The organism is Cronobacter condimenti 1330, assembly GCF_001277255.1.
In the GTDB taxonomy this organism is placed as follows: Bacteria; Pseudomonadota; Gammaproteobacteria; order Enterobacterales; family Enterobacteriaceae; genus Cronobacter; species Cronobacter condimenti.
On record NZ_CP012264.1, the window covers coordinates 3,516,674 to 3,539,910 of the forward strand.

General features: G+C 53.7%; 22 protein-coding genes and 1 tRNA gene. 7 read left to right on the forward strand and 16 right to left on the reverse strand.

The genetic code is table 11. The annotated features are described in order from the left end of the window. The first annotated feature begins 4 nt into the window (after positions 1 to 4). Positions 5 to 1,294 carry an ABC transporter substrate-binding protein gene (locus AFK62_RS16025; RefSeq protein ID WP_007663772.1) on the forward strand — a complete coding sequence of 430 codons (1,290 nt, stop codon included), beginning with the start codon at positions 5 to 7 and terminating at the stop codon, positions 1,292 to 1,294. 69 nt (positions 1,295 to 1,363) lie between these two features. Further along, complete coding sequence (locus AFK62_RS16030) at positions 1,364 to 2,494, forward strand: oligogalacturonate lyase family protein (protein WP_007663773.1); 1,131 nt, start codon at positions 1,364 to 1,366, stop codon at positions 2,492 to 2,494. Positions 2,495 to 2,615: 121 nt separating this feature from the next. On the opposite strand, the gene kduD is transcribed toward AFK62_RS16030, so the two are convergent. Then, a complete protein-coding gene (gene kduD / locus AFK62_RS16035; RefSeq protein WP_007663774.1) occupies positions 2,616 to 3,377 on the reverse strand; it encodes a 2-dehydro-3-deoxy-D-gluconate 5-dehydrogenase KduD in 762 nt (253 codons plus the stop codon). A gap of 613 nt (positions 3,378 to 3,990) precedes the next feature. On the opposite strand from kduD, the gene AFK62_RS16040 reads away from it, so the two are divergent. Further along, on the forward strand, positions 3,991 to 5,169 hold the full coding sequence (locus AFK62_RS16040; RefSeq protein WP_007663775.1) for an oligogalacturonate lyase family protein: 1,179 nt from the start codon (positions 3,991 to 3,993) through the stop codon (positions 5,167 to 5,169). Positions 5,170 to 5,412: 243 nt separating this feature from the next. On the opposite strand, the gene AFK62_RS16045 is transcribed toward AFK62_RS16040, so the two are convergent. The 10 genes from AFK62_RS16045 to xerD all read right to left on the reverse strand — a co-directional run bounded on the left by AFK62_RS16045 (position 5,413) and on the right by xerD (position 15,941). Then, on the reverse strand, positions 5,413 to 6,093 hold the full coding sequence (locus AFK62_RS16045; RefSeq protein WP_007663776.1) for an oligogalacturonate-specific porin KdgM family protein: 681 nt from the start codon (positions 6,091 to 6,093) through the stop codon (positions 5,413 to 5,415). A 373-nt stretch (positions 6,094 to 6,466) separates the two neighbouring features. Beyond that, complete coding sequence (locus AFK62_RS16050; protein ID WP_007663778.1) at positions 6,467 to 7,648, reverse strand: acetyl-CoA C-acetyltransferase; 1,182 nt, start codon at positions 7,646 to 7,648, stop codon at positions 6,467 to 6,469. A 154-nt stretch (positions 7,649 to 7,802) separates the two neighbouring features. Continuing rightward, complete coding sequence (locus AFK62_RS16055) at positions 7,803 to 8,462, reverse strand: helix-turn-helix domain-containing protein (RefSeq protein WP_050554990.1); 660 nt, start codon at positions 8,460 to 8,462, stop codon at positions 7,803 to 7,805. A 296-nt stretch (positions 8,463 to 8,758) separates the two neighbouring features. After that, positions 8,759 to 8,832, reverse strand: a tRNA-Gly gene (locus AFK62_RS16060). Positions 8,833 to 8,942: 110 nt separating this feature from the next. Next, entirely contained in the window at positions 8,943 to 9,698 is a 756-nt protein-coding gene (actS, locus tag AFK62_RS16065; RefSeq protein WP_007663782.1) for an amidase activator ActS, read from the reverse strand. A gap of 145 nt (positions 9,699 to 9,843) precedes the next feature. Beyond that, positions 9,844 to 11,361 carry a lysine--tRNA ligase gene (gene lysS / locus AFK62_RS16070; protein ID WP_007663783.1) on the reverse strand — a complete coding sequence of 506 codons (1,518 nt, stop codon included), beginning with the start codon at positions 11,359 to 11,361 and terminating at the stop codon, positions 9,844 to 9,846. 9 nt (positions 11,362 to 11,370) lie between these two features. After that, positions 11,371 to 12,469 (reverse strand): peptide chain release factor 2 gene (prfB, locus tag AFK62_RS16075; protein WP_129232806.1). Its coding sequence is split into 2 segments (ribosomal slippage): positions 11,371 to 12,393 and positions 12,395 to 12,469, totalling 1,098 coding nucleotides; the frame shifts between segments, so codons are not numbered across the junction. Between the two features lie 96 nt (positions 12,470 to 12,565). Beyond that, positions 12,566 to 14,299, reverse strand: a complete 1,734-nt coding sequence (gene recJ / locus AFK62_RS16080; protein WP_007663791.1) for a single-stranded-DNA-specific exonuclease RecJ — start codon at positions 14,297 to 14,299, stop codon at positions 12,566 to 12,568. A 3-nt stretch (positions 14,300 to 14,302) separates the two neighbouring features. Beyond that, positions 14,303 to 15,022 carry a bifunctional protein-disulfide isomerase/oxidoreductase DsbC gene (gene dsbC, locus AFK62_RS16085; RefSeq protein ID WP_007663793.1) on the reverse strand — a complete coding sequence of 240 codons (720 nt, stop codon included), beginning with the start codon at positions 15,020 to 15,022 and terminating at the stop codon, positions 14,303 to 14,305. Positions 15,023 to 15,044: 22 nt separating this feature from the next. Next, the gene (gene xerD, locus AFK62_RS16090) at positions 15,045 to 15,941 is read right to left on the reverse strand and encodes a site-specific tyrosine recombinase XerD (RefSeq protein ID WP_007663794.1); all 897 of its coding nucleotides are present in this window, start codon (positions 15,939 to 15,941) and stop codon (positions 15,045 to 15,047) included. Between the two features lie 101 nt (positions 15,942 to 16,042). On the opposite strand from xerD, the gene fldB reads away from it, so the two are divergent. Then, complete coding sequence (fldB, locus tag AFK62_RS16095; protein ID WP_007663797.1) at positions 16,043 to 16,564, forward strand: flavodoxin FldB; 522 nt, start codon at positions 16,043 to 16,045, stop codon at positions 16,562 to 16,564. Positions 16,565 to 16,578: 14 nt separating this feature from the next. Here fldB and AFK62_RS16100 read toward each other — a convergent pair whose 3' ends face one another. Both AFK62_RS16100 and sdhE read right to left on the reverse strand, forming a co-directional pair. After that, entirely contained in the window at positions 16,579 to 16,995 is a 417-nt protein-coding gene (locus AFK62_RS16100; protein WP_007663800.1) for a protein YgfX, read from the reverse strand. After that, entirely contained in the window at positions 16,976 to 17,242 is a 267-nt protein-coding gene (sdhE, locus tag AFK62_RS16105) for an FAD assembly factor SdhE (RefSeq protein ID WP_032983876.1), read from the reverse strand. The genes AFK62_RS16100 and sdhE overlap by 20 nt, the downstream gene beginning before the upstream one ends. A gap of 277 nt (positions 17,243 to 17,519) precedes the next feature. Here sdhE and ygfZ point away from each other — a divergent pair, with 277 nt between their 5' ends. After that, a complete protein-coding gene (ygfZ, locus tag AFK62_RS16110; RefSeq protein ID WP_007663804.1) occupies positions 17,520 to 18,509 on the forward strand; it encodes a tRNA-modifying protein YgfZ in 990 nt (329 codons plus the stop codon). A 149-nt stretch (positions 18,510 to 18,658) separates the two neighbouring features. Here ygfZ and trhA read toward each other — a convergent pair whose 3' ends face one another. Together trhA and yqfB are read right to left on the reverse strand one after the other, a co-directional pair. After that, positions 18,659 to 19,312 (reverse strand): PAQR family membrane homeostasis protein TrhA, encoded by a 654-nt coding sequence (gene trhA / locus AFK62_RS16115; protein ID WP_007663806.1) that lies wholly within the window; start codon positions 19,310 to 19,312, stop codon positions 18,659 to 18,661. Positions 19,313 to 19,476: 164 nt separating this feature from the next. Further along, positions 19,477 to 19,791 carry a N(4)-acetylcytidine aminohydrolase gene (yqfB, locus tag AFK62_RS16120; protein WP_007663808.1) on the reverse strand — a complete coding sequence of 105 codons (315 nt, stop codon included), beginning with the start codon at positions 19,789 to 19,791 and terminating at the stop codon, positions 19,477 to 19,479. A gap of 175 nt (positions 19,792 to 19,966) precedes the next feature. Between yqfB and AFK62_RS16125 the strand changes: the two genes are divergently transcribed. Then, positions 19,967 to 20,695 carry a MurR/RpiR family transcriptional regulator gene (locus AFK62_RS16125; protein ID WP_226991858.1) on the forward strand — a complete coding sequence of 243 codons (729 nt, stop codon included), beginning with the start codon at positions 19,967 to 19,969 and terminating at the stop codon, positions 20,693 to 20,695. 142 nt (positions 20,696 to 20,837) lie between these two features. Continuing rightward, entirely contained in the window at positions 20,838 to 22,271 is a 1,434-nt protein-coding gene (locus AFK62_RS16130) for a 6-phospho-beta-glucosidase (protein ID WP_053532027.1), read from the forward strand. A 162-nt stretch (positions 22,272 to 22,433) separates the two neighbouring features. Here the strand turns inward: AFK62_RS16130 and AFK62_RS16135 are convergent, their stop codons facing one another. Beyond that, positions 22,434 to 23,177: an SDR family oxidoreductase gene (locus AFK62_RS16135; protein ID WP_007669142.1), complete on the reverse strand. Its 744-nt coding sequence runs from the start codon at positions 23,175 to 23,177 to the stop codon at positions 22,434 to 22,436. Between the last annotated feature and the right edge of the window lie 60 nt (positions 23,178 to 23,237).

Sequence of the window (23,237 nt, forward strand, 5' to 3'; positions counted from 1 at the left end):
TATAATGAAAAAAGCCCTCGTTAGCACAGCATTAGCCTCTACCCTTGCCCTCTGTGCGTTTCCGTCGCACTCGGCGGAAAACGTTGAACTGCGTATGTCCTGGTGGGGCGGCAATGGCCGTCATCAGGTGACGTTAAAAGCGCTGGAAGAGTTTCACAAGCAGCATCCTGAAATCACCGTAAAACCGGAATACACCGGCTGGGACGGCCACCTTTCTCGTCTCACCACGCAAATTGCGGGCGGCACTGAGCCGGATGTAATGCAGACGAACTGGAACTGGCTGCCGATCTTCTCGAAAAACGGCGACGGATTTTACGACTTAAATCAGGTCAAAGATGTTATCGATTTAAGCCAGTTCGACCCGAAAGAGCTGAAATCCACGACCGTGAACGGCAAGCTGAACGGCATTCCTATCTCCGTTACCGCGCGCGTGTTCTATTTCAATAATGAAACCTGGAAAAAAGCGGGCGTTGAATATCCCAAAACCTGGGATGAATTGATGGCCGCGGGTAAAACCTTTGAGTCGAAACTTGGCAAACAGTATTACCCGGTCGTACTGGAGCATCAGGACGTGCTGGCGCTGCTGAACTCTTACATGGTGCAGAAATACAATATTCCTGCGGTGGACGAGAAAACTAAAAAATTCACCTATAGCAAAGAGCAGTGGGCCGAATTTTTCGGAATGTATAAAAAGCTCATCGACAGCCACGTAATGCCGGACACCAAATATTATGCGTCGTTTGGCAAGAGCAACATGTATGAGATGAAGCCGTGGATCCAGGGCGAATGGGCCGGAACCTATATGTGGAACTCCACCATCACTAAATATTCCGACAACCTGAAGCCGCCGGCGAAGCTTGAGCTGGGCGCATACCCGATGCTGCCGGAGGCGAAAGATGCCGGTCTGTTCTTCAAACCGGCGCAGATGCTCTCCATTGGCAAATCCACCAGGCACCCGAAAGAGGCCGCGCTGCTGATTAACTTCCTGCTGAACAGCAAAGAAGGCGTGGCGGCATTAGGCCTTGAGCGCGGCGTGCCGCTGAGCAAAGCGGCGGTCGCGCAACTGACCGAAGCTGGCGTGATTAAAGATGAAGATCCGTCAGTCTCTGGCCTGAAACTGGCACAGTCGCTGCCGACCAGGCTGCCAATTTCGCCGTACTTTGACGATCCGCAGATTGTGGCGCAGTTCGGCACCGCGCTGCAGTATATCGATTACGGTCAAAAATCGGTTGACGAAGCCGCCGCGGAATTCCAGCGTCAGGCGGAGCGCATCCTGAAACGCGCGATGCGTTAAGGACGAGTTTTCTGTAAATACCCTGCCCTGTGGGCGGGGTATTTTTTTGTCGGTAAAAAGGAACGCGTAATGGCTAAAAGCAAAATCATTCCCCTCTCGTTTTTAACCCGCAGGGACCGCGACACCGGAAATGAGGTGATTCGCCTGACGCCCCCGCACATTATTTGTCACCGTAACTACTTTTATCAAAAGTGTTTTACGCGCGATGCGCGCAAGCTGATTTTTGGCGGCGCGTTTGAAGGGCACTGGAATTACTATTTGCTGGATCGTGATACCCAACAGGCGACACAGCTGACCGAAGGCGCAGGCGATAATACCTTCGGCGGTTTTTTATCTGCCGATGACCGCACGCTGTGGTATGTGAAGCACCAGCGCGAATTGCGTCGGGTGGATTTGGCAAGCCTCGAAGAGACCGTGGTGTATGACGTGGAAGAGGCGTGGGTCGCGTACGGTACCTGGGTCGCAAACAGCGACTGCACCAAACTGGTCGGCATTGAGATTAAAAAAAGCGACTGGCAACCGCTGACCGACTGGCAGAAATTCCGCGACTTTTATTTTACGCAGCCGGAGTGCCGGTTGATTCGCATTGATTTAACCACCGGCGAGCGACAGGTGATATTGCAGGAGAAACGCTGGCTCGGACACCCCATCTACCGCCCCTTTGACGACGCCACGGTGGCGTTTTGTCATGAAGGCCCGCGTGATGTTATCGACGCGCGCATGTGGCTGATTAACGAAGATGGCCGAGAGATGCGCAAAGTGCGTCAGCACGCGGCGGGCGAGAGTTTCACCCATGAATTTTGGGTGCCGGACGGGTCTGCACTTTATTATGTGGCGCACCAGGCGGGCGACGCGCAGCGTTATCTCTACGCCGCCGATCCGGCGACATTAGCAAATCGCCAGTTGATGGCCATTCCACCGTGTTCGCACCTTATGAGTAATCACGATGGCTCCCGCGTAGTCGGCGACGGCGCCCCGCATAAAACTGGCGCAGTCGATCTTAACGATCCCTATATCTGGTTGTTCGATCTTAACGACAACACGCAGCGGGCGTTATGCCGCCATGACACGTCATGGAAAGTGCTGGATGGCGACCGCCAGGTGACACACCCGCACCCGTCATTTTCACCCGACGAGCAATGGGTGCTTTATACCTCTGATGTGGAAGGCATGCCCGCGTTGTATCTGGCGAAGGTGTGAGTGACGAGAGGTGATGCACCAGGGGATAAACGGCGGGCAAGATAAAAGGTAAACGCAGCACACCCGCCATACGCCAACAAAAAAGCCTCCACACGGGAGGCTTTTTCAAAGCTCAGGACGATTAACGCGCCAGCCAGCCGCCATCGACGGCAACGGTATAGCCATTAATGTAATCCGAGGCGCTGGAGGCGAGGAACACGACCGGCCCCATCAGATCGCTTGGCAGACCCCAACGGCCCGCCGGGATACGATCCAGGATCTCAGCGCTGCGCTGCTCGTCGGCACGCAACTGCTGGGTATTGTTGGTCGCCATGTAGCCCGGCGCGATAGCATTCACGTTGATATTGTGCTTCGCCCACTCGTTCGCCATCAGGCGGGTAATACCCATCACGCCGCTTTTTGACGCCGTGTAAGACGGAACGCGGATACCGCCCTGGAATGACAGCATTGAGGCGATATTCACAATTTTGCCGCCGTTGCCCTGCGCAATGAACTGCTTCGCCACGGTTTGCGACATAAAGAACACGCTTTTGATGTTCAGATTCATGACGTCATCCCAGTCCTGCTCGCTGAAATTAATCGCATCTTCGCGACGGATCAGGCCCGCGTTGTTCACCAGCACATCAACATGACCAAACTCAGCCACGGCGCGTTCAATGAGTCCCGGGATTGCGTCGATTTTACGCAGATCAGCCGTCAGGCTCAGGAAGCGACGGCCCAGTGCAGTGACGCGCTCGATGGTTTCGGTTGGCTCAACGATGTTGATCCCAACGATATCGCAGCCCGCTTCCGCGAGGCCCAGCGCCATACCCTGACCGAGGCCAGTATCGCAACCAGTAACGATCGCCACTTTACCTTGAAGAGAAAATGCATCCAGAATCATGTGTGTTTCCTTGTTAAGCGAGCCTGCGTTCACAGGCGTGATCGGGATAAGGCTGCCCGCCGCTTACACCCTCTCTTAACACCTATGTTCGATGTCATAAAACGCCCCGTGCGCAAGCCGCAGCACGGGTCGCTTTACGCCATCTCACGATGACCACGCGTTAAGAAAGATGGTTCGAGGGTGGCAAATTAAACAGCAAAACAGCGTTTCGGTTTCTACATTGTGTTCATATTAAACTTAGCGAAACAGGTTTTCAATTCTAAATAAAACAATGTTTCATTTTTATAAGAGGTTCTTGCCAGAATTGATGATGCGATCACGCTTAGCACCTCACGCCTGCAAAACGCTTTGCCTTAAAATTATTTTTATCTTTTAAAATCATAAAGATAAAAAGACAAAAGACACATATCCTTACGATGGGTGTCAGCTACTCAGAAAGGATGAGATAACCGCTTATTACCTGGTTAAATGTTCAAAAATGGGCGTTTTTAGAAAAGGTTGGGTAAAAATGCGCCCGCAGTCACACACATTGAAACACTGTTTTGATAATTTGTTACTCAGTTTTCGAAACCATTAATCAGCGAGCGCCAGTCGGCACGAAAAGGAGCACAGTATGGCCAAAGGCATGCGGGTGAAACTTCAGTATGAGGTGAGCATTGACCCGGATACCGGGGCGGAGATCACCCGCTTAACCCCACCGGAAGTGACCTGTCACCGTAACTATTTCTACCAGAAATGCTTTTTTAACGATGGCAGCCATCTGCTGTTCGCTGGCGAATTCGACGGGCACTGGAACTACTATCTGCTGAATCTCGCGCAGGCCGAAGCCGTACAGCTCACCGAAGGTGCGGGCGATAATACGTTTGGCGGGTTTCTTTCACCGGACGACAATTACCTCTATTACGTGAAAAACGATCGCGTACTCCGCGAAGTTAACCTTACGACGCTTGCCGAACGCGATGTTTATCGCGTGCCGGAAGACTGGGTCGGTTACGGCACCTGGGTTGCTAACAGCGACTGCACCAAACTGGTCGGTATTGAGATTGCTAAAAGCGACTATGTGCCGCTGAGCGACTGGAAAATCTTCCACGACTTTTTCCATAAAGGCCCCCACTGCCGTCTGTTACGCGTAGACTTGCAAACGGGCGCCAGTGAAACCATCCATGAAGAAAAAATCTGGCTGGGACACCCGATTTATCGTCCGTTCGACGACAATACCGTCGCCTTTTGCCATGAAGGCCCACACGATCTGGTCGATGCACGCATGTGGATGGTCAATGAAGACGGCAGCAACGTGCGCAAGGTAAAAGAGCACGCCGACGGAGAAAGCTGTACGCATGAATTCTGGGTACCGGACGGCTCGGCGTTGATTTATGTTTCCTATCTTAAAGGCCAGCAGGGCCGCACCATTTATCGTTATCTGCCAGACAGCGGCGTCAATGAAGAAGTGATGCCAATGCCTGCATGCTCGCACCTGATGAGTAATTTCGACGGTACGCTGCTGGTAGGCGACGGTTCCGGCACGCCGGTGGATGTAAAAGACACCAGCGGCTATACCATTGAAAACGACCCTTACCTGTATGTGTTTGATGTCGCTCAGAAAGCGTATTACCGCGTGGCGCGTCACGATACCTCCTGGGATACGTTTGCCGGTAGTCGTCAGGTCACGCATCCGCATCCGTCCTTTACCCCGGACGGCAATGCCATTCTTTTCAGTACTGATAAAGACGGCAAACCTGCGGTCTATATCGCGAAACTGCCCGAACAGCGTGAAATGCTAAAAGTGTCATAATAAAAAAGTCCTGTTTCCGTAAACTTTGCCCTCTTCCTGGAGGGCTTTTTTGTTTTATATTTTTCAGAAAATAAGCCTTAAGCAGAATGACCGCATCCGCTGGCAGGGGGAATCCTCACTAAAAATAAAAAAAACCGCCCCTGCATGGGCGGTTTGCTTGTTCTCAGGAGCAAGCTATCAGGAAACACTAAAACAGGCTATTGGCCTCCGAAATAACGGAGGCCGAGCGAGGGTGAGGTTTTATCAGAAGCTATATGCCACGCCAACACGTAAACGTGTCTGACGCTCATCGGTTTCTTTCACGCCGATATTGCCGACTTCAAAATACGGGGACCAGTTTTTATCAATTTTATACGCCACTTTCGCGTTATATTCGTTAGAGTATTTCTTACCGTTATTACGGGTAAAGCCTTCTTCGCTCTGTGCGTAAACATAGTTCAGCTCAGTACGCCAGTCGCCGAGCGCAAACCCGACCCACGCATCGCCGCGGTTAACTTTATCATCAACGTCTTTGCCATCCGGCACGCGGGTGTATTCATAACGATAGCGCGCAGCGACGTAGAAACCGTTCTCAAAGCTATACTGAACGTGAATGTTGGGCTTATAAATGGTTTTGCTATCAACACTTTCAATCGTAAACGCCGGGGTGATTGCAATGGCGTCGGTCGCTTTCCAGCGCCAGCTAATCTGATCTTCATGGCCGTTGCCAACCACTTCATTAAAAGGACGCGACTGATCGTCACCGCCAGTTTTCCATTTTGCTTCTACTGAAAAACCAAATCCATTATCAAAACGGTGTGACACGGCAACGCGATCGGCGTTCGTGCCGCTATCAATATATTCATGACGTAAATCAACGGTGACGGCCTGTGCTGCGAATGATGACCCACAGAGGATTGCCAATGCCAGTGCTTTCTTAAACATAGAGTACCCTTAATAAAATGGCGTTTCGTTTTTATGGAATTGCATTTTATTTTTTGGGTAATATTATTTTAGTGATCTTGATCGTATTACCTTGTTTCAAAAATAACGAAAACAAAGCGCGTGATTTAGTTCAATAAAAAACCAGCAAAACACCTGAAAAAGATGTTTTGAATCACAGTTTATTTTTAATAAACTTTTAACAACCGTCACGATCCATGTATTGCATTGCGAATTAACTCAAATTAAATAAATAGTTAACCACGCAATCAATATGCTTAATATAATAACGGCCTGCGCATTATTAGCAGTATAAGGAAAGGCGTTGTGGAACCTGCCCGTCACGCCTTACAGGAAAGGAAAGAAATAAAAGACGTTAATCGCGCTCGATTGCCAGCGCTACGCCCTGGCCACCGCCGATACAGAGGGTCGCCAGCCCTTTACGCGCCTGGCGCTTCACCATTTCATGCACCAGCGAAACCAAAATACGGCAGCCCGACGCGCCGATAGGATGGCCCAGCGCAATGGCGCCACCGTTAACGTTTACCTTACGCTCATCCCACTCCAGCAGTTTGCCGACCGAGAGCGTCTGCGCCGCGAATGCTTCGTTCGCTTCGATAAGATCCACATCATTAAGCTGCCAGCCCGCACGTTCCAGACAGCGCCGTGTAGCGTATACCGGCGCAATACCCATCAGTGCAGGATCAACACCCACGCTTGCGAAAGCACGAATGCGCGCCAGCACCGGTAACCCCATCTCCTGCGCCTTGCTCGCGCTCATCATCAGCACCGCCGCCGCGCCGTCATTGATGGACGAGGCGTTACCCGCCGTGACGCTCCCGAGCAAATCGAACGCTGGCGACAGCCGCGCTAACCCCTCTGCGCTGGTGTCCGCACGCGGCTGTTCATCGGTATCGACCAGCAGCGGCGCGCCCTGCGCCTGCTCAATAGCCACCGGTACAATCTCGTCACGAAACCGGCCGCTGTCTATCGCGAGCCGTGCCTTGTGTTGAGACGCCAGCGCATACGCATCCTGATGTTCGCGGCTGATGTTATATTCGCGCGCCAGATTTTCCGCCGTCACACCCATATGGTAATCGTTGAACGCGTCCCATAAGCCGTCATGCACCAGGCTATCAACAATGTGGCCGTCGTGCGACGGCGCGGCGGTGCGTCCCTCGGTCAGTACATGCGGGGCACGGCTCATATTCTCCTGGCCACCTGCGATAATGATATCCGCTTCGCCACACTGGATAGCCTGGGTCGCGAGATGCAGCGCCTTAAGCCCGGAGCCGCAGACGTCATTGATGGTAATGGCTGACACCGACCACGGCAGTCCACTGTTGAGCGCCGTCTGGCGCGCCGGGTTCTGACCGGCGCCCGCAGTCAGCACCTGTCCCAGGATAACCTCGTCGACATCCTCTGGGTTTAGCCCGGTACGGGCGAGCAGCGCCTCAATGACGACAGCGCCAAGCTCGACCGCTGAGCGACGCGCCAGTGCCCCCTGAAAACAGCCGATGGGCGTGCGTGCGGCACCCACAATTACCACGTCTTTCATTATTATCTCCGGGAAGTGAACCGGCACATAGTAGCTGCTTGTTATAAAATCATTTCGCAAATGTTTAAAAATTGGTGAGGGGTATCACAAGGAATCTGCGCCGCATGCCATCACACGCGGCTGCCAGAGGAACCGGAAGGGGTAATTAACGTTATTAATAACGTTCGGGGAGTTTATTTATCGTTTTTAAACGTCCGCGGGAAATATCGATATAGTCGCCCTTTCTTAAGTCACTAAAGACTTTAAGAATATAACTCTGTGAAAGATTCGTTTTACCTCGAATAAAATCGCAGGCGTTGATCTCATCACGCTCTTGTTCATCTTTCGCTGCCAGCTCAATTAAGCAGTTGCGGATAAGCGTATAGGATTGCCGGCCCAGGAAGTGATAACTCTTCCAGTAGAGCACGTCATAGTACCAGGAGACCACCTGCAGCAGTTCACGCCAGAGCTGTTGCGCCTCGATAATGGCTTCAAATTCGCTTCTGGGAACAATGCGCGCCTCGCACGCGGACTCGGCTTTAATAGTGAAGTGCTGGCTGAACTGATTATTGTAAGTAATGCCAAGCAGCTGTGGCCGGGTCGATTCAATCATCGTCAGGCTGTCCATAACGCGATGCATAGAGAGCGAACCGCGCTCTATCACGACAATATTCTCAGGCCGTGCAGGAATCGGCGCGCCGCTCGCAAAATGCCGCAGCTCGCCGCTATGTTGCAGCGCATTAATAAGATGGGTAATGGCCTCTTCAGGCCGTTCGGGGAGCGGATACGTTTCCATGCTAATAGCACACGCCAGAGTGAACGTTACTATCAGCATAGTAAAAACGCAGCCGTACGCCGCCTCATTTTTTGATTATGAGATGCCGCGTTAATAAAACGATGTAAGAAAGACCTTATACATGTGATACACCAGTTAAAGCGCAGCCACTCATGCAAAATCAGCGTTTACTTAAGATCTGTTTTACGGCAAGCAACAGGTCACGCGTGATGCTATCCATCCACTTCATCACGCCTGATTTATGCGCAAGCCGTTTTTTAATGAGAGTGTTTATAAACGACAAATAACTCACGGCAGCCAACATGTATAAAAGACGAATGCAGCAGGAAGGAGATTGGAGCGGGCGAAGGGAATCGAACCCTCGTATAGAGCTTGGGAAGCTCTCGTTCTACCATTGAACTACGCCCGCGAGGAGGTGCGTTAAGCATTATAGGCCTTAAGCCCGTGCTGACAAGCCCCCGGCGCGTTAACTGACGGATTAATAAGCAACCGCCCGCGGCATCAGCGGGCGGTAAGGCATCAGCAGGAGGGTGATTTGCCCTGTGGCGGAAGATAGCGCAGCGGGTCAATAGCCGTCGCGCGATAGCGTAGCTGGAAGTGCAGACGAACCGAATCCGCGCCGGTATTACCCATGGTCGCGATTTTCTGCCCCGCTTTCACCTGCTGACCGTTATTGACCAGCATCGTGTCGTTATGCGCGTAAGCGGTAATGTAATCCTCGCTATGTTTAATCATGATGAGATTGCCATAGCCGCGCAGTTGATTGCCGACATAGACCACCCTTCCCGCCGCCGAGGCGTAAATTGGCTGGCCGCGGCTGCCGGCAATGTCGATGCCTTTATTCCCGCCATCCCTTTCGGTATAGCCCATCACGACTTTCCCGGAAGTCGGCCAGCGCCAGCAGCGTTGACCTGCTGGTGGCGGCGCAACTTTCGGCAGCGTTTTTGCCGGGGTGGAACGTGAGGCGGAAGCGGTGCGTGCAGAACCCTTGCCGGATGCCGATACGCCTTTCACTTTCAGGCGCTGGCCAACCTCAATAGTGTAAGGCGGTGAGATGCCATTCAGACGAGCCAGCTCGCCTACGCTGCTGCCGGTCATGCGGGAAATGCGGTAAAGCGTGTCACCGCGCTTAACCGTATAGGTCGAGCCGCTGTAGCTTCCTTTGGTTGCATTAGAAACACCGGCTTTATTGCTGGAGCAGGCGGCGAGAAACAGGCAAACCAGAAGGCAAAGCGCTTTCTTTTTTAATAAGGCGGACGACCAATCCGTGCTCAAAACAGCTCCTCATGACAGACGATGACTTTTTACGGCGCTTATCTTAACAGCTCCGTTTCGCTGACCCAAACCCGACGGGCCTGGCAGAAATGAAAAAGCCGCGCGCTCCCTGCGGAACGCGCGGCTTTGCGACAAGCGTAACGGCTTACTTCACCGGACGCATCGCCGGGAAGAGGATCACGTCACGGATGGTGTGGCTGTTGGTAAACAGCATCACCATGCGGTCGATACCAATGCCAAGGCCTGCGGTCGGCGGCAGGCCATGCTCCAGCGCGGTCACGTAATCTTCGTCATAGAACATCGCTTCGTCGTCGCCCGCGTCTTTCGCGGCAACCTGATCCTGGAAGCGCTGCGCCTGATCTTCTGCGTCATTCAGCTCGCTAAAGCCGTTACCAATTTCGCGTCCGCCGATAAAGAACTCAAAGCGGTCAGTGATTTCCGGGTTAACGTCGTTACGGCGTGCCAGCGGAGAAACTTCTGCCGGATATTCGGTGATAAACGTCGGTTGGATCAGATGCGCTTCGGCCACTTCTTCGAAGATCTCAGTCACCACGCGGCCCAGGCCCCAGCTCTTCTCGACTTTAATGCCGATAGACTGTGCAATGCCTTTCGCTTTCTCGAAATCATCCAGATCCGCAAGATCGGTTTCCGGACGGTATTTCTTGATGGCTTCGCGCATGGTCAGTTTTTCAAACGGTTTACCGAAATCAAACGTCTCGTCGCCGTAAGGCACCAGCGTTGTGCCGAGGACATCCTGCGCAAGCGTACGGAACAGGGATTCAGTGAGCTCGATAAGATCTTTGTAATCTGCATAGGCCATATAGAGTTCCATCATAGTGAACTCAGGGTTATGGCGAACGGAGATGCCTTCGTTACGGAAGTTACGGTTGATCTCAAACACACGTTCGAAACCGCCCACCACCAGACGCTTGAGATATAGCTCCGGCGCGATACGCAGATACATGTCGAGATCCAGCGCGTTGTGATGCGTTACGAATGGACGCGCGGAAGCACCGCCCGGGATCACTTGCATCATCGGGGTTTCGACTTCCATGAAACCGCGACCGACCATGAACTGGCGGATACCGGCCAGGATCTGCGAGCGCGCCTTGAACGTTTTACGAGATTCATCGTTGGCGATGAGATCGAGGTAACGCTGACGGTAGCGTGCTTCCTGATCCTGCAGGCCGTGGAATTTATCCGGCAGTGGGCGCAGCGCTTTCGTCAGCAGACGCAGCTCGGTGCAGTGAATGGACAACTCGCCGGTTTTGGTTTTGAAAAGTTTACCGCGCGCGCCCAGGATATCGCCGAGATCCCATTTTTTGAACTGCTCGTTGTAGACGCCTTCCGGCAGATCGTCACGCGCGACATAAAGCTGAATGCGCCCGCCCACGTCCTGCAGCGTGACGAAAGACGCTTTACCCATAATACGGCGGGTCATCATGCGGCCTGCAACGCAGACCTCGATGTTCAGCGCTTCCAGCTCTTCATTTTCCTTACCATCGAAATCAGCGTGCAGTTGGTCTGAGGTATGGTCGCGGCGGAAATCGTTCGGAAACGCGACGCCGTGTTCGCGAAGCGCAGCCAACTTCTCGCGGCGCGTTTTCAGTTCGTTATTAAGATCGACCGCCGCTTCTGCGCCTTGTGCTTGTTGTTCAGACATGTTGGTTCCTCATAACCCTGCTTTCAGACTTGCTTCGATGAATTTATCCAGATCGCCATCCAGCACCGCCTGTGTATTGCGGGTTTCAACGCCGGTGCGCAGATCTTTGATACGGGAATCGTCCAGCACGTAGGAGCGGATCTGGCTGCCCCAGCCGATGTCGGACTTGTTATCTTCCATGGCCTGCTTCTCAGCATTTTTCTTCTGCATTTCCAGCTCGTACAGCTTCGCCTTCATCTGCTTCATGGCCTGGTCTTTGTTCTTGTGCTGAGAACGGTCATTCTGGCACTGCGTTACTGTACCGGTCGGAATGTGGGTAATACGTACCGCGGATTCCGTACGGTTAACGTGCTGACCGCCCGCGCCCGACGCGCGATACACATCGATACGCAGATCCGCCGGGTTAATTTCGATATCAATATCATCGTCCACTTCCGGGTAAACGAAAGCGGAGCTGAAAGACGTGTGGCGACGGCCGCCGGAGTCAAACGGGCTTTTACGAACCAGACGATGCACGCCGGTTTCTGTGCGCAACCAGCCGAAGGCGTAATCACCGGAAATTTTAATGGTGGCGGATTTCAGGCCAGCCACTTCGCCTTCAGACTCTTCAATGACTTCGGTTTTGAAGCCGCGAGCTTCCGCCCAGCGCAGATACATACGCACCAGCATGCTGGCCCAGTCCTGCGCTTCGGTACCGCCGGAGCCTGCCTGAATATCCAGATAGCAGTCGGCGTTGTCATATTCGCCGGAAAACATGCGGCGGAATTCCAACTGGGCGAGTTTGGCTTCAAGCTGATCCAGCTCAACTACCGCTTCATTGAAAGTTTCTTCATCGTCCGCTTCGACGGCAAGCTCAAGGAGACCCGCGACGTCATCAAGCCCCTGGGACATTTGATCCAGCGTTTCGACAATGGCTTCAAGGGAAGAACGTTCTTTGCCCAGCGCCTGGGCGCGTTCGGGTTCGTTCCAGACGTCCGGCTGTTCCAGCTCGGCGTTTACTTCTTCAAGACGCTCTTTCTTGGCATCGTAGTCAAAGATACCCCCTAAGAACGTCTGAGCGCTCCGTGAGGTCCTGAATGCGGTTCTTTACCGGGTTAATTTCAAACATGGCTGTAGAATCTTTTATTGATGAAGATGGGCAAAATGCGGTCGTAAAAGGGAAAGTTTACCGGATTTACGCCGCCTTTTATAGTTTATCCTGGCGCTAAACAGGCCAGAGATGGTCGATAATTAATTGCAGGCTGCGATTGCCGCGAAACTCGTTCACATCAAGCTTATAGGCAAGCTCCACTTCGCGCACGCCCGGATCGGGCCAGCAGGTGGTGTCGACGTTAAACGCGATGCCGTCAAGCAATGGCCCGCCGCCGACCGGCTCCAGCATAAGCTTAAGATGCCGCTCGCCCACCAGACGCTGCTGGAGAATACGAAAACGCCCGTCGAACAGCGGTTCCGGGAACATCTGTCCCCACGGGCCCGCGTCGCGGAGCATTTCGGCGACGTCGAGCGTCATTTCCTGCGGTGCAAGCGCGCCATCAGACCAGATTTCGCCCTGTAGCATCGCCGGATCAAGCCAGTCGTTGACAAGCGCCGCGAAGCGCGCCTGAAACTCAGGAAAACGCGCTTCTTCAAGCGACAGCCCTGCGGCCATCGCGTGGCCGCCGAACTTCAGCATCATGCCGGGGTAGAGCGTATCAAGCCGCTCCAGCGCGTCGCGCATGTGCAGCCCCTGGACAGAGCGGCCCGAGCCTTTTAGCGTCCCCTCGCCCGCAGGCGCGAACGCGATAACCGGGCGGTGAAAGCGTTCTTTGATACGCGAGGCAAGAATACCCACCACGCCCTGATGCCATTCTGGATGGAAGATCGCAATACCGCTCGGCAAAGTCTCACCGCTGCGCTCTAACTGCTGGCACAGCGTCAACGCCTCCGCCTGCATCCCCTGCTCAATCTCTTTGCGGGTCTGGTTTAGCGCGTCCAGTTCATTAGCAAGCATTCGGGCTTCGCCAATGTTATCGCACAGCAATAACGCCACACCGACGGACATATCATCCAGCCGGCCAGCCGCGTTAAGCCGCGGACCAAGCGCAAAGCCGAGATCGCTTGCCGTGAGGCGATGCGCCTCGCGGTTGGCTATCTCAAGCAGCGCACGAATGCCTGGACGGCATTTTCCGGCGCGAATACGACTTAAGCCCTGCCAGATAAGAATACGGTTATTGGCATCCAGCGGCACCACATCTGCCACGGTGCCAAGTGACACGAGATCCAGAAACTCCGCGAGATTAGGCTCAGGAAGGCCTTTCTCCACAAACCAGCCGACGCTTCGCAAATGCGCACGTAGCGCGAGCATCAGGTAAAAGGCGACACCAACGCCTGCGAGCGATTTCGACGGGAAAGTACACTCCGCCAGGTTGGGGTTAATGATCGCACCCGCAGCAGGCAGCGTATCCCCCGGCAAATGGTGATCGGTGACCAGTACCGGAATACCCAGTTCATGGGCACGCGCTACCCCCGCATGAGATGAAATGCCGTTATCCACCGTCAGGATCATCTGGGCGCCGCGCGCATGCGCCTGATCGACGACTTCCGGGCTGAGGCCATAGCCGTCATCAAACCGGTTGGGCACCAGATACGCCACATTACTGCCGCCAAGCGCGCGCAGAGCCAGCACGCTAAGCGCAGTGCTGGTCGCACCGTCGGCGTCAAAATCGCCCACAACGATAATGCGCAGCCCTTCACGCAGCGCGTTGTGCAGCATGGCGACAGCATCGTCAATGCCGCTCAGTTGCTGCCAGGGCAGCATACCTTTTACGCTGCGCTCCAGCTCCTGGGCGCTGCGCACGCCACGGCTGGCGTAGAGCCTGCGCAGCAACGGCGGTAAAGTGTCCGGTAGCGCCAGGGTTTCATCCGGGGAACGCCTGCGAAGTTGCGTCTGTTTAGTCACGCGTTACTGCCCACTCGCCTGAAGCTGTTTCTGATGTTCGTCAAGGAACGCTTTCATCTCTTTCGGTCCCTGATAGCCCGGCACCATTGCGCCGTTGCTCAGAACAATAGCTGGTGTACCCTGCACGCCGAATTGCACGCCGAGTTCATAATGCTTTGCAGTGTCGATATCGCAACTCGCCGCAGTCACTTTGCCGCCGCCCATCGCGTTGTCGAAGGCTTTATTACGGTCCTTCGCACACCAGATAGCCTGCATATCTTTCGCCGGTTCGCTGCGCGGTCCCTGACGCGGGAAGGCCAGGTAGCGCACGGTAATGCCAAGCGCATTGTAGTCTTTCATCTCTTCATGGAGCTTGTGGCAGTAGCCGCACGTGATATCAGTAAAGACGGTGATGACGTGTTTTTCCTGAGGCGCTTTATACACGATCATCTCTTTCTGCAGTGCGTTCAGTTTGGTCATCAACATCTGATTAGTGACGTTGACCGGCTGGCCACCGCTAACGTCATACAGCGGGCCTTGAATAATGTGTTTGCCGTCGTCCGTTACATAGATAACGCCGCTTTCAGTCAGCACGGTTTTCATGCCCGCCAGCGGCGACGGCTGGATTTCAGCATTCGCCACGCCCAGTTTAGTGAGCGACTGCTTAATCGCCGCATCATCGGCCTGAGCAAATCCTGAGAATGCCGCCAGCGTAACGGAAAGCAGCGCAATAGTTTTTTTCATAACTTGTCCTTTAAGTCGGCACTCACGCTCTGGGGTGGTGCTGTTGATGAAGTTGCCGCAACCGTTCTGTCGCCACATGTGTGTAAATTTGCGTGGTGGAAAGATCGCTGTGACCAAGCAACATCTGTACCACGCGCAAATCGGCGCCATGATTTAACAAATGTGTCGCAAACGCATGGCGTAAAACGTGCGGCGAAAGCTTTTCGCTATCGATGCCTGCCAGTTGAGCATAATGTTTGATGCGATGCCAGAAGGTCTGACGGGTCATCTGCTGTGCGCGGTTGCTGGGAAAGAGGACATCCAGCGACTGGCCGTTAAGCAGCCACGGGCGACCATGAGCAAGGTAGTTCTCAAGCCAGTAAACGGCCTCTTCGCCAAGCGGAACGAGCCGCTCTTTATTGCCTTTGCCGATAACGCGTACCACCCCCTGACGAAGGCTCACGTCACTCATCGTCAACCCGACCAGTTCCGAGACGCGAAGCCCCGTGGCGTAGAGTACTTCCAGCATGGCTTTATCACGCAACTCAATAGGCTGATCGACCGTCGGCGCCTGTAGCAGGCGCTCAATCTGAGCTTCGCTTAAATCTTTCGGTAGACGCTGCGGCAGTTTTGGCGACGCCAGTAGTGCGCTGGGATCGTCATCGCGGATTTTTTCACGGTACAGATGTTGAAACAACCGACGCACGGCGCTCAGCATGCGCGCCGTGCTGGTCGCTTTATAGCCGCCTTCAACACGCTCCGCCAGTAGTGTCTGGAGATCGTCGCTCTGCGCAGAGGTCAGGCAAAGTCCGCGATGATGCAACCACTCCACCACCATTTTCAGGTCCCGACGGTACGCGTTCAGGCTATTTTCAGCCAGGTTGCGCTCAAGCCAGAGCGCATCGAGAAATTGTTCGATACGGGCTAAATCCTGTTCCACTGCGACCTCTCTTGCTCTCCTCGTCGCTGCATTATGCCTGACTGGAGGCGGGATCTGATACACTGGCGCTTCTGCAGAATAGGAAATGAGACGTTATCGTTATGAACATTGGTCTTTTTTATGGTTCCAGCACCTGTTACACCGAAATGGCGGCTGAAAAAATCCGCGACATTATTGGTCCTGAACTGGTCACGCTGCATAACCTTAAAGACGACTCGCCAGCGCTCATGGAGCACTATGATGTACTGATCCTCGGTATACCCACCTGGGATTTCGGTGAGCTTCAGGAAGACTGGGAAGCCATCTGGGACCAGCTGGACGCGCTTAATCTTGATGAAAAAATCGTCGCGCTGTACGGCATGGGTGACCAGCTCGGTTATGGCGAATGGTTCCTTGACGCCCTCGGCATGCTTCACGACAAGCTTAGCCCGAAAGGCGTCAAGTTTGTCGGCTACTGGCCGACAGAAGGCTATGAGTTCACTAGCCCTAAACCTGTCATTGCGGATGGACAGCTGTTCGTCGGCCTCGCGCTTGATGAGACCAATCAATATGACCTGAGCGACAGCCGTATCGAAAACTGGTGCGAGCAGATCCTCGGCGAAATGGCTGAACACTTCTCCTGAGCCAGAGCGTCCTCTCAGCGGGTATCTCGTACCGGCTGCTGCAATAAAAGGCGGCGTAAATCGCGCCACTCCGCTGCCGTCATACTGTCTGACGCCAACCAGACATGATGGCTGCGCGTGGTCTTAGGGTGACGCAGGCGCAACATCATTCCACTGCGCAACATCCAGGGCGTGGCGCATATGTGCCAGTCGACGCCCTGCCAGCGCAGTTGGTAATCCGCCGTCAGGCTAACTTCCCCCTGAAACGCATTAATACGCCGCTGACTGCGCACGCAGTCAAATACCACCAGAGACAACAACAGCATCCAGACGGGTAAATACCGCAACGGCCAGGGGAGCAGCAAAATAATTACAGCTACTGCACCGTGCAGCAGCAGCGATACCCACTGCGAGCGCCATGAGACGCGAAGATCAGAGTGCCACAGGACCACGTTCCCGATTCCGTTGCTGAATCAATTGCACCATCCGCGCCAGTTCCGCATCAGCAGGTTTGCCGTGGTTCATCAGCCAGTTGAATAAATCAGGATCGTCACACTCCAGCAGGCGAACAAAGACGCGTTTGTCCTCTTCGCTCAGGGAGTCATAGTCGTATTCAAAGAAAGGCATGATTGAAATGTCCAGCTCACGCATACCTCTGCGACATGCCCAGTGAATGCGGGCCTTATTGTTTATGTCCATGTTTCTTACCTGCTAAACCACCATTGAATGACGGCTGTTAGTGTAACCCGTTTTTCCACCAGCATTCAGTCCAATATGAGCAATTGCGAGGCGTTATCCTGAATATGGCATTAAGGGTGCAACCGACATTTTTTCCTGCGAGTCGCCTCGAAGAACCCGTTAACGGCACAAAAGGGGATGCTAAAAGGCTTGCAAACTCCATCAGCTCTTTAACAATATGAAGTTATCTCTCCACTCGCGTGGACCATTATTGCGACAGCACATTGGGACTTTATTTATGGCATTTACTCCATTTCCTCCCCGTCAGCCAGCCGCCAGTGCGCGCCTGCCGCTGACGCTCATTTCACTGGAAGACTGGGCGCTGGCGACCATTACGGGTGCCGATAGCGAAAAGTACCTTCAGGGCCAGGTCACCGCAGACGTCACTCAGCTTGCTGAAAACCAACACCTTTTGGTCGCGCACTGCGATGCGAAGGGAAAAATGTGGAGCAATCTGCGGCTGTTCCGCCGCGACGAAGGGTTCGCCTGGATTGAGCGCCGCAGCGTGCGCGACACGCAGCTGGCGGAAATGAAAAAATATGCGGTCTTTTCAAAGGTCACCATCGCGCCGGATGACGATGCGGTGTTGCTGGGTGTGGCCGGATTCCAGGCACGTGCAGCGCTGGCAAACCATTTCTCCGCGCTGCCGGATGAGCAAAACCCGTGCGTTTCCGAAGGTCAAACGACTCTGCTGTGGTTTGGCCTGCCTGCTGAGCGTTTCCTGGTGATAACCGATGCGCAGACCGCAGGCGATCTCACGGAAAAAGTGCGTGGCGAAGCGCAACTGAATTCCAGCGCGCAGTGGCTGGCACTTGAGATAGAAGCCGGTTTTCCCGTCATTGATACGCAAAACAGCAACCAGTTTATCCCGCAGGCAACTAACATCCAGGCGTTAGGCGGCATCAGCTTTAAAAAAGGCTGCTACGCAGGCCAGGAAATGGTGGCTCGTGCCAAATTCCGTGGCGCTAACAAACGTGCATTGTGGTACCTGGCAGGCCACGGCAGCCGTGTGCCGCAGCCGGGTGAAGATATTGAAATGCAAATGGGTGAGAACTGGCGTCGCACCGGTACCGTGCTTGCAGCGGTTCAACTGGATGATGGACGCCTGCTGGCGCAGGTTGTGATGAATAACGATCTGGAAGCCGATAGCGTTTTCCGCGTTCGTGAAGAGAGCGGCACGCACACGCTGCATATCGAACCGCTGCCTTACTCCCTTGAGGACGCGTGATCGTCAGCCGCCCGCATAACATGTCGCAGGCGCAAAAACCGCCGGGCCGGTATATACCTGCCTGGCGGCGTTAAGAGTATTTAGCACGCTGCTGAATGTGACAAGGCAGCGTTAAGACTGTGGTTAGCAGTGAAATTCGTTAGCGGTTATTAACGAATATAAAGGTAGATTGCCAGGAAGTGGCAAACGCTGCCGCCCAATACAAAACCGTGCCAGATGGCATGGTTATAGGGAATACGATTACAGGCGTAAAAAATCACGCCCAGCGTGTAGATAATGCCCCCTGCCGCCAGCAACGTCACGCTGCCGGGCGCGAGCTTCATCACCATCTGGTAAATGACCACCAGCGACAGCCAGCCCATCGTGAGATACGTCACCAGGGACAGCACCTCGAAGCGGTGTGCGATTGTGAGCTTAAACAGGATGCCGAGCAGCGCCAGGCCCCAGATAACCACCATCAATCCGTGTGCCAGCGGCGACTTCAACCCTACCAGCAAAAACGGCGTATAGGTGCCTGCAATTAAAAGATAAATAGCGCAGTGATCAAACTTTTTAAGCCAGGTTTTGGCCCGCGCATGTGGGATGGCGTGGTAAAGCGTCGAGGCGAGAAACAGCAGGATCATGCTGCCGCCATAGAGACTGTAACTGGTAATGGCGGTTGCGTCAGCGTTGCTGTCCACGGCCTGGACCAACAATAGCACCAGCCCGACAATACCGAACACCAGCCCAATGCCGTGGCTGATGCTGTTGGCTATCTCCTCAGCCAGTGAATATCCCTGCGCAAGTAATGGTTTACGAACCATGTGGCGACTCCGGTAAAACTGAATAAAAAAAACGCAGCCCACATAGCCTAACTGAGAATGATTCCAGTGAACACCTGTTAGCTAAAATAAATCTGCGACAACCTGTAACAGCATACCGTCTCGATGTGCGTCGCAAGCGTTATCGTAGCTGGCGAGTGCGGTGCCTACGCATCAATCTTTTTAAAAGCAATAACATAAAGAGATTCTAGACCCGGATAGATTTCTCCAATTACATTTTTAAGCTCATCCAGCGTCATGTTCTCCTGGCGGGCGTGTTCCTCGTTCAGTTGCGACAGCTTGACCGGCGTCACGCTTATTACCTCAAGCGTGCAGAAATAGCCGTTATCCTCGAAGCGCCCGGTACGGAGCTGCTGGCCTGGCATAAAGTGCGCTTCACTGGCGTCCCGGATAGTGATCGTTTTAGTGCCTTTAAGGATGTCCTGCTGGAAACGGGAATAGAAAGTAATGTCGTTTTTCATCATGCACCTCTTTTTAAGGAAGAGAGCATCATAAGCCGGGCGGCGCTAAGGCGCTATGGCAGGCATAAAGAGTGGCGCATGGCAGCGCGATTTATGGCAGCATGAGCGAACCGACGCCGCTAAACGCAGGTGCCGTAGCCCGAACGCATTAACCAAAGGATGTTGCGCCGTGACGATGTTTACCCATGCTGCTGTCGCCAGCCTCAATAATCTTGAGATTATGGTTTACAATTTTGTGGTGAAGAACCGCGATAAAGTCATGTATATGACCATCCGCGAGCTGGCGGACGCAGCGGGCGTTTCTACCACCACCGTGCTGCGTTTTTGTCGCAAGCTAAAGTGCGAAGGGTATTCCGAATTCCGGGTGCGTTTTAAATTATACCTTGAACAAAATGAGCCGCAGCAGGCAAATTTCGGCGCGAGCGAAATTATTAGTTTCTTTCGTAGCGTCAATAATGATGAATTTAACGAACTGTTAGAAAAAGCGGTAGAGATTATTCTCAAATCCGAGCGCATTATATTTGTCGGCGCAGGCACGTCCGGGGCACTTGCTAAATATGGCGCACGATTTTTCTCAAATGTCGGAAAATTCAGTAACCATATTGATGACCCTTATTTCCCGGTTACTAACGATATGGCGAAAAACGCGCTGGCAATAGTGCTTTCTGTTTCCGGCGAAACCGAAGAGATCCTGCGTTTTGCAAGCCAGTTCAGCCTGCACCACTGTAAAGTGCTCTCTATTACGAGCCACGAGAACTCCCCGCTTGCGAAGCTCGCCGACTTCAATCTTTCCTGGCATATCCCGCAAACTCGCGTTGCTGGCGTATATGACATTACCACGCAGATCCCCGTCATCTATATTCTCGAAACCTTAGGCCACAAGCTGGCGAAAAAACTTGCGTAAAAAAACAACCTGTTTTTTGTTTGTAACAAGTCACGCCATCCGCTATTTGTTATAGCGTGACTTTTAATTCCCCTTTGCTAGACTCGCTGCCAGCTTCTATTACGTTATTATTAATTAAATGCATTTTCGACGAGATGACACGATGAAACAGCTTAAATTACCGAAAGACTTTTTATGGGGCGGCGCGGTCGCGGCGCATCAGGTGGAAGGCGGCTGGGATCAGGGCGGCAAAGGGCCAAGCATCTGCGACGTGTTGACTGGCGGGGCGCATGGCGTACCGCGTGAAATCACACAAGAAGTAGTCGCGGGCAAATATTATCCGAACCATGAAGCCGTCGATTTCTACGGGCATTATAAAGAAGACATCAAACTCTTCGCCGAAATGGGCTTTAAGTGTTTTCGCACCTCTATTGCCTGGACGCGCATTTTCCCCAAAGGCGACGAAACGCAGCCCAACGAGGCGGGCCTCCAGTTTTATGACGATATGTTCGATGAACTGCTGAAATACAACATTGAGCCAGTGATTACGCTCTCACACTTTGAAATGCCGCTGCATCTCGTGCAGCAGTATGGCGGCTGGACGAACCGCAAAGTCGTGGATTTCTTTGTACGCTTTGCTGAAGTGGTCTTCGAGCGTTACAAGAGTAAGGTCAAATATTGGATGACCTTCAATGAAATCAACAACCAACGTAACTGGCGTGCCCCGCTGTTCGGCTATTGCTGCTCCGGCGTGGTGTATACCGAGCACGACAACCCGGAAGAAACGATGTACCAGGTGCTGCACCATCAGTTCGTGGCGAGCGCCATGGCGGTGAAAATTGGCCATCGCATCAATCCGGAGATGAAAATCGGCTGCATGCTGGCCATGGTGCCGCTCTATCCGTTCTCGTGCAAACCGGAAGATGTCATGTATGCCCAGGAATCGATGCGCGAGCGTTATGTGTTTACCGACGTCCAGCTGCGCGGATATTACCCCTCTTACGTGCTCAATGAGTGGGAGCGCCGCGGTTTCAGCATCAAAATGGAAGATGGGGATGATCAAATCCTGCGCGAAGGCTGCTGTGATTACCTCGGCTTTAGCTATTACATGACCAACGCAGTTAAAGCCGAAGGCGGCAGCGGTGACGCACTGACTGGTTTTCAGGGTAGCGTGCCTAACCCGCACGTAAAAGCCTCCGATTGGGGGTGGCAGATTGACCCGGTTGGCCTGCGCTATGCGCTGTGCGAGCTTTACGAACGTTATCAGAAGCCGCTGTTTATCGTAGAAAACGGTTTTGGTGCGTATGACCACGTGGAAGCCGACGGCAGCATCAATGATGATTACCGCATCGATTACCTGCGCGCCCATATTGAGCAAATGATGAAAGCCGTGACGTATGACGGTGTGGATTTGCTGGGTTATACCCCGTGGGGCTGCATCGATTGTGTGTCGTTCACCACCGGCCAGTACAGCAAGCGTTACGGCTTTATTTATGTGAATAAACATGATGACGGCACGGGCGATATGTCCCGCTCACGCAAGAAAAGTTTTGCGTGGTACCAGCGTGTTATCGCGAGCAATGGCGAAACGCTCTGACAGCGTCTCACACCTACCCTCTCCCCACAGGGAGAGGGTGAAACCGATGTCCGGGCGCGCTATCCGGCGGGTATGCTTCGCTTATCCGCCCTCTATCCTGTGATTTACCTTTTGCAGGGCGGGTAAGCGCAGCGCCACCTGCCACCAGGCCGCTAACAACGGCTATTTCCCGCCCGCGAGATCGAGAAAACTGCCCGTCACGTAGGACGCTTTTTCGCTGATAAGCCACGCAATAGCTTCCGCTACCTCTTCCGGTTGCCCGCCGCGCTGCATCGGAAGCGCCGACTTCACGCGGTCGACACGCCCCGGTTCGCCGCCGCTTGCGTGGATATCGGTATAGATGAGACCAGGACGCACCCCGTTGACGCGGATCCCCTGCGCCGCGACTTCCAGTGAAAGTCCGATAGTCAGGGAATCCACGGCCCCTTTTGACGCCGCATAATCGACATATTCGCCAGGCGCGCCGAGCCGGGATGCCGCCGATGATACATTCACAATCGCGCCGCCTTTCCCACCGTGATGATGCGCCATGCGTTTCACCGCCTCACGGCAGCACAAAAAATACCCCGTCACATTCGTGGCAAGTACCTTGTTGATACGCTCGGCGGTCAGGTTCTCCGTCATGCACTGGGTAAAGAGCACGCCGGCATTATTGACAAGCGCCGTCAGCGGCCCATTCTGTTCATCAATGCAGGTAAACATCGCCATTACCTGCCGTTCATCGCTGATATCTGCCTGCACAGCAAAAGCGCGCCCGCCGTTAGCCGTAATGGACGCCACGACCTCCTGCGCCGCCGCCGCGTTATGCAGGTAATTCACCGCCACGTTATAGCCCTCACGAGCCAGCAGCAGCGCCGTCGCTCGGCCAATGCCGCGGCTTGCGCCAGAGATAAGTGCAACAGACATACCTTTCTCCTTTAAATTCGATTGCGGCTCAGCCACTATCGTAAGACCTTATGCACCCGC

Coding starts and splice junctions, on each gene's coding strand:
- dsbC (WP_007663793.1), bottom strand. CDS start 15,022: ATGAAAAAAACTATTGCGCTGCTTTCCGTTACGCTGGCGGCATTCTCA.
- AFK62_RS16040 (WP_007663775.1), top strand. CDS start 3,991: ATGGCCAAAGGCATGCGGGTGAAACTTCAGTATGAGGTGAGCATTGAC.
- AFK62_RS16135 (WP_007669142.1), bottom strand. CDS start 23,177: ATGTCTGTTGCACTTATCTCTGGCGCAAGCCGCGGCATTGGCCGAGCG.
- AFK62_RS16055 (WP_050554990.1), bottom strand. CDS start 8,462: ATGCTGATAGTAACGTTCACTCTGGCGTGTGCTATTAGCATGGAAACG.
- sdhE (WP_032983876.1), bottom strand. CDS start 17,242: ATGGACATAAACAATAAGGCCCGCATTCACTGGGCATGTCGCAGAGGT.
- AFK62_RS16130 (WP_053532027.1), top strand. CDS start 20,838: ATGAAACAGCTTAAATTACCGAAAGACTTTTTATGGGGCGGCGCGGTC.
- AFK62_RS16125 (WP_226991858.1), top strand. CDS start 19,967: ATGTTTACCCATGCTGCTGTCGCCAGCCTCAATAATCTTGAGATTATG.
- ygfZ (WP_007663804.1), top strand. CDS start 17,520: ATGGCATTTACTCCATTTCCTCCCCGTCAGCCAGCCGCCAGTGCGCGC.
- AFK62_RS16030 (WP_007663773.1), top strand. CDS start 1,364: ATGGCTAAAAGCAAAATCATTCCCCTCTCGTTTTTAACCCGCAGGGAC.
- fldB (WP_007663797.1), top strand. CDS start 16,043: ATGAACATTGGTCTTTTTTATGGTTCCAGCACCTGTTACACCGAAATG.
- trhA (WP_007663806.1), bottom strand. CDS start 19,312: ATGGTTCGTAAACCATTACTTGCGCAGGGATATTCACTGGCTGAGGAG.
- AFK62_RS16050 (WP_007663778.1), bottom strand. CDS start 7,648: ATGAAAGACGTGGTAATTGTGGGTGCCGCACGCACGCCCATCGGCTGT.
- AFK62_RS16045 (WP_007663776.1), bottom strand. CDS start 6,093: ATGTTTAAGAAAGCACTGGCATTGGCAATCCTCTGTGGGTCATCATTC.
- yqfB (WP_007663808.1), bottom strand. CDS start 19,791: ATGAAAAACGACATTACTTTCTATTCCCGTTTCCAGCAGGACATCCTT.
- AFK62_RS16025 (WP_007663772.1), top strand. CDS start 5: ATGAAAAAAGCCCTCGTTAGCACAGCATTAGCCTCTACCCTTGCCCTC.
- kduD (WP_007663774.1), bottom strand. CDS start 3,377: ATGATTCTGGATGCATTTTCTCTTCAAGGTAAAGTGGCGATCGTTACT.
- lysS (WP_007663783.1), bottom strand. CDS start 11,361: ATGTCTGAACAACAAGCACAAGGCGCAGAAGCGGCGGTCGATCTTAAT.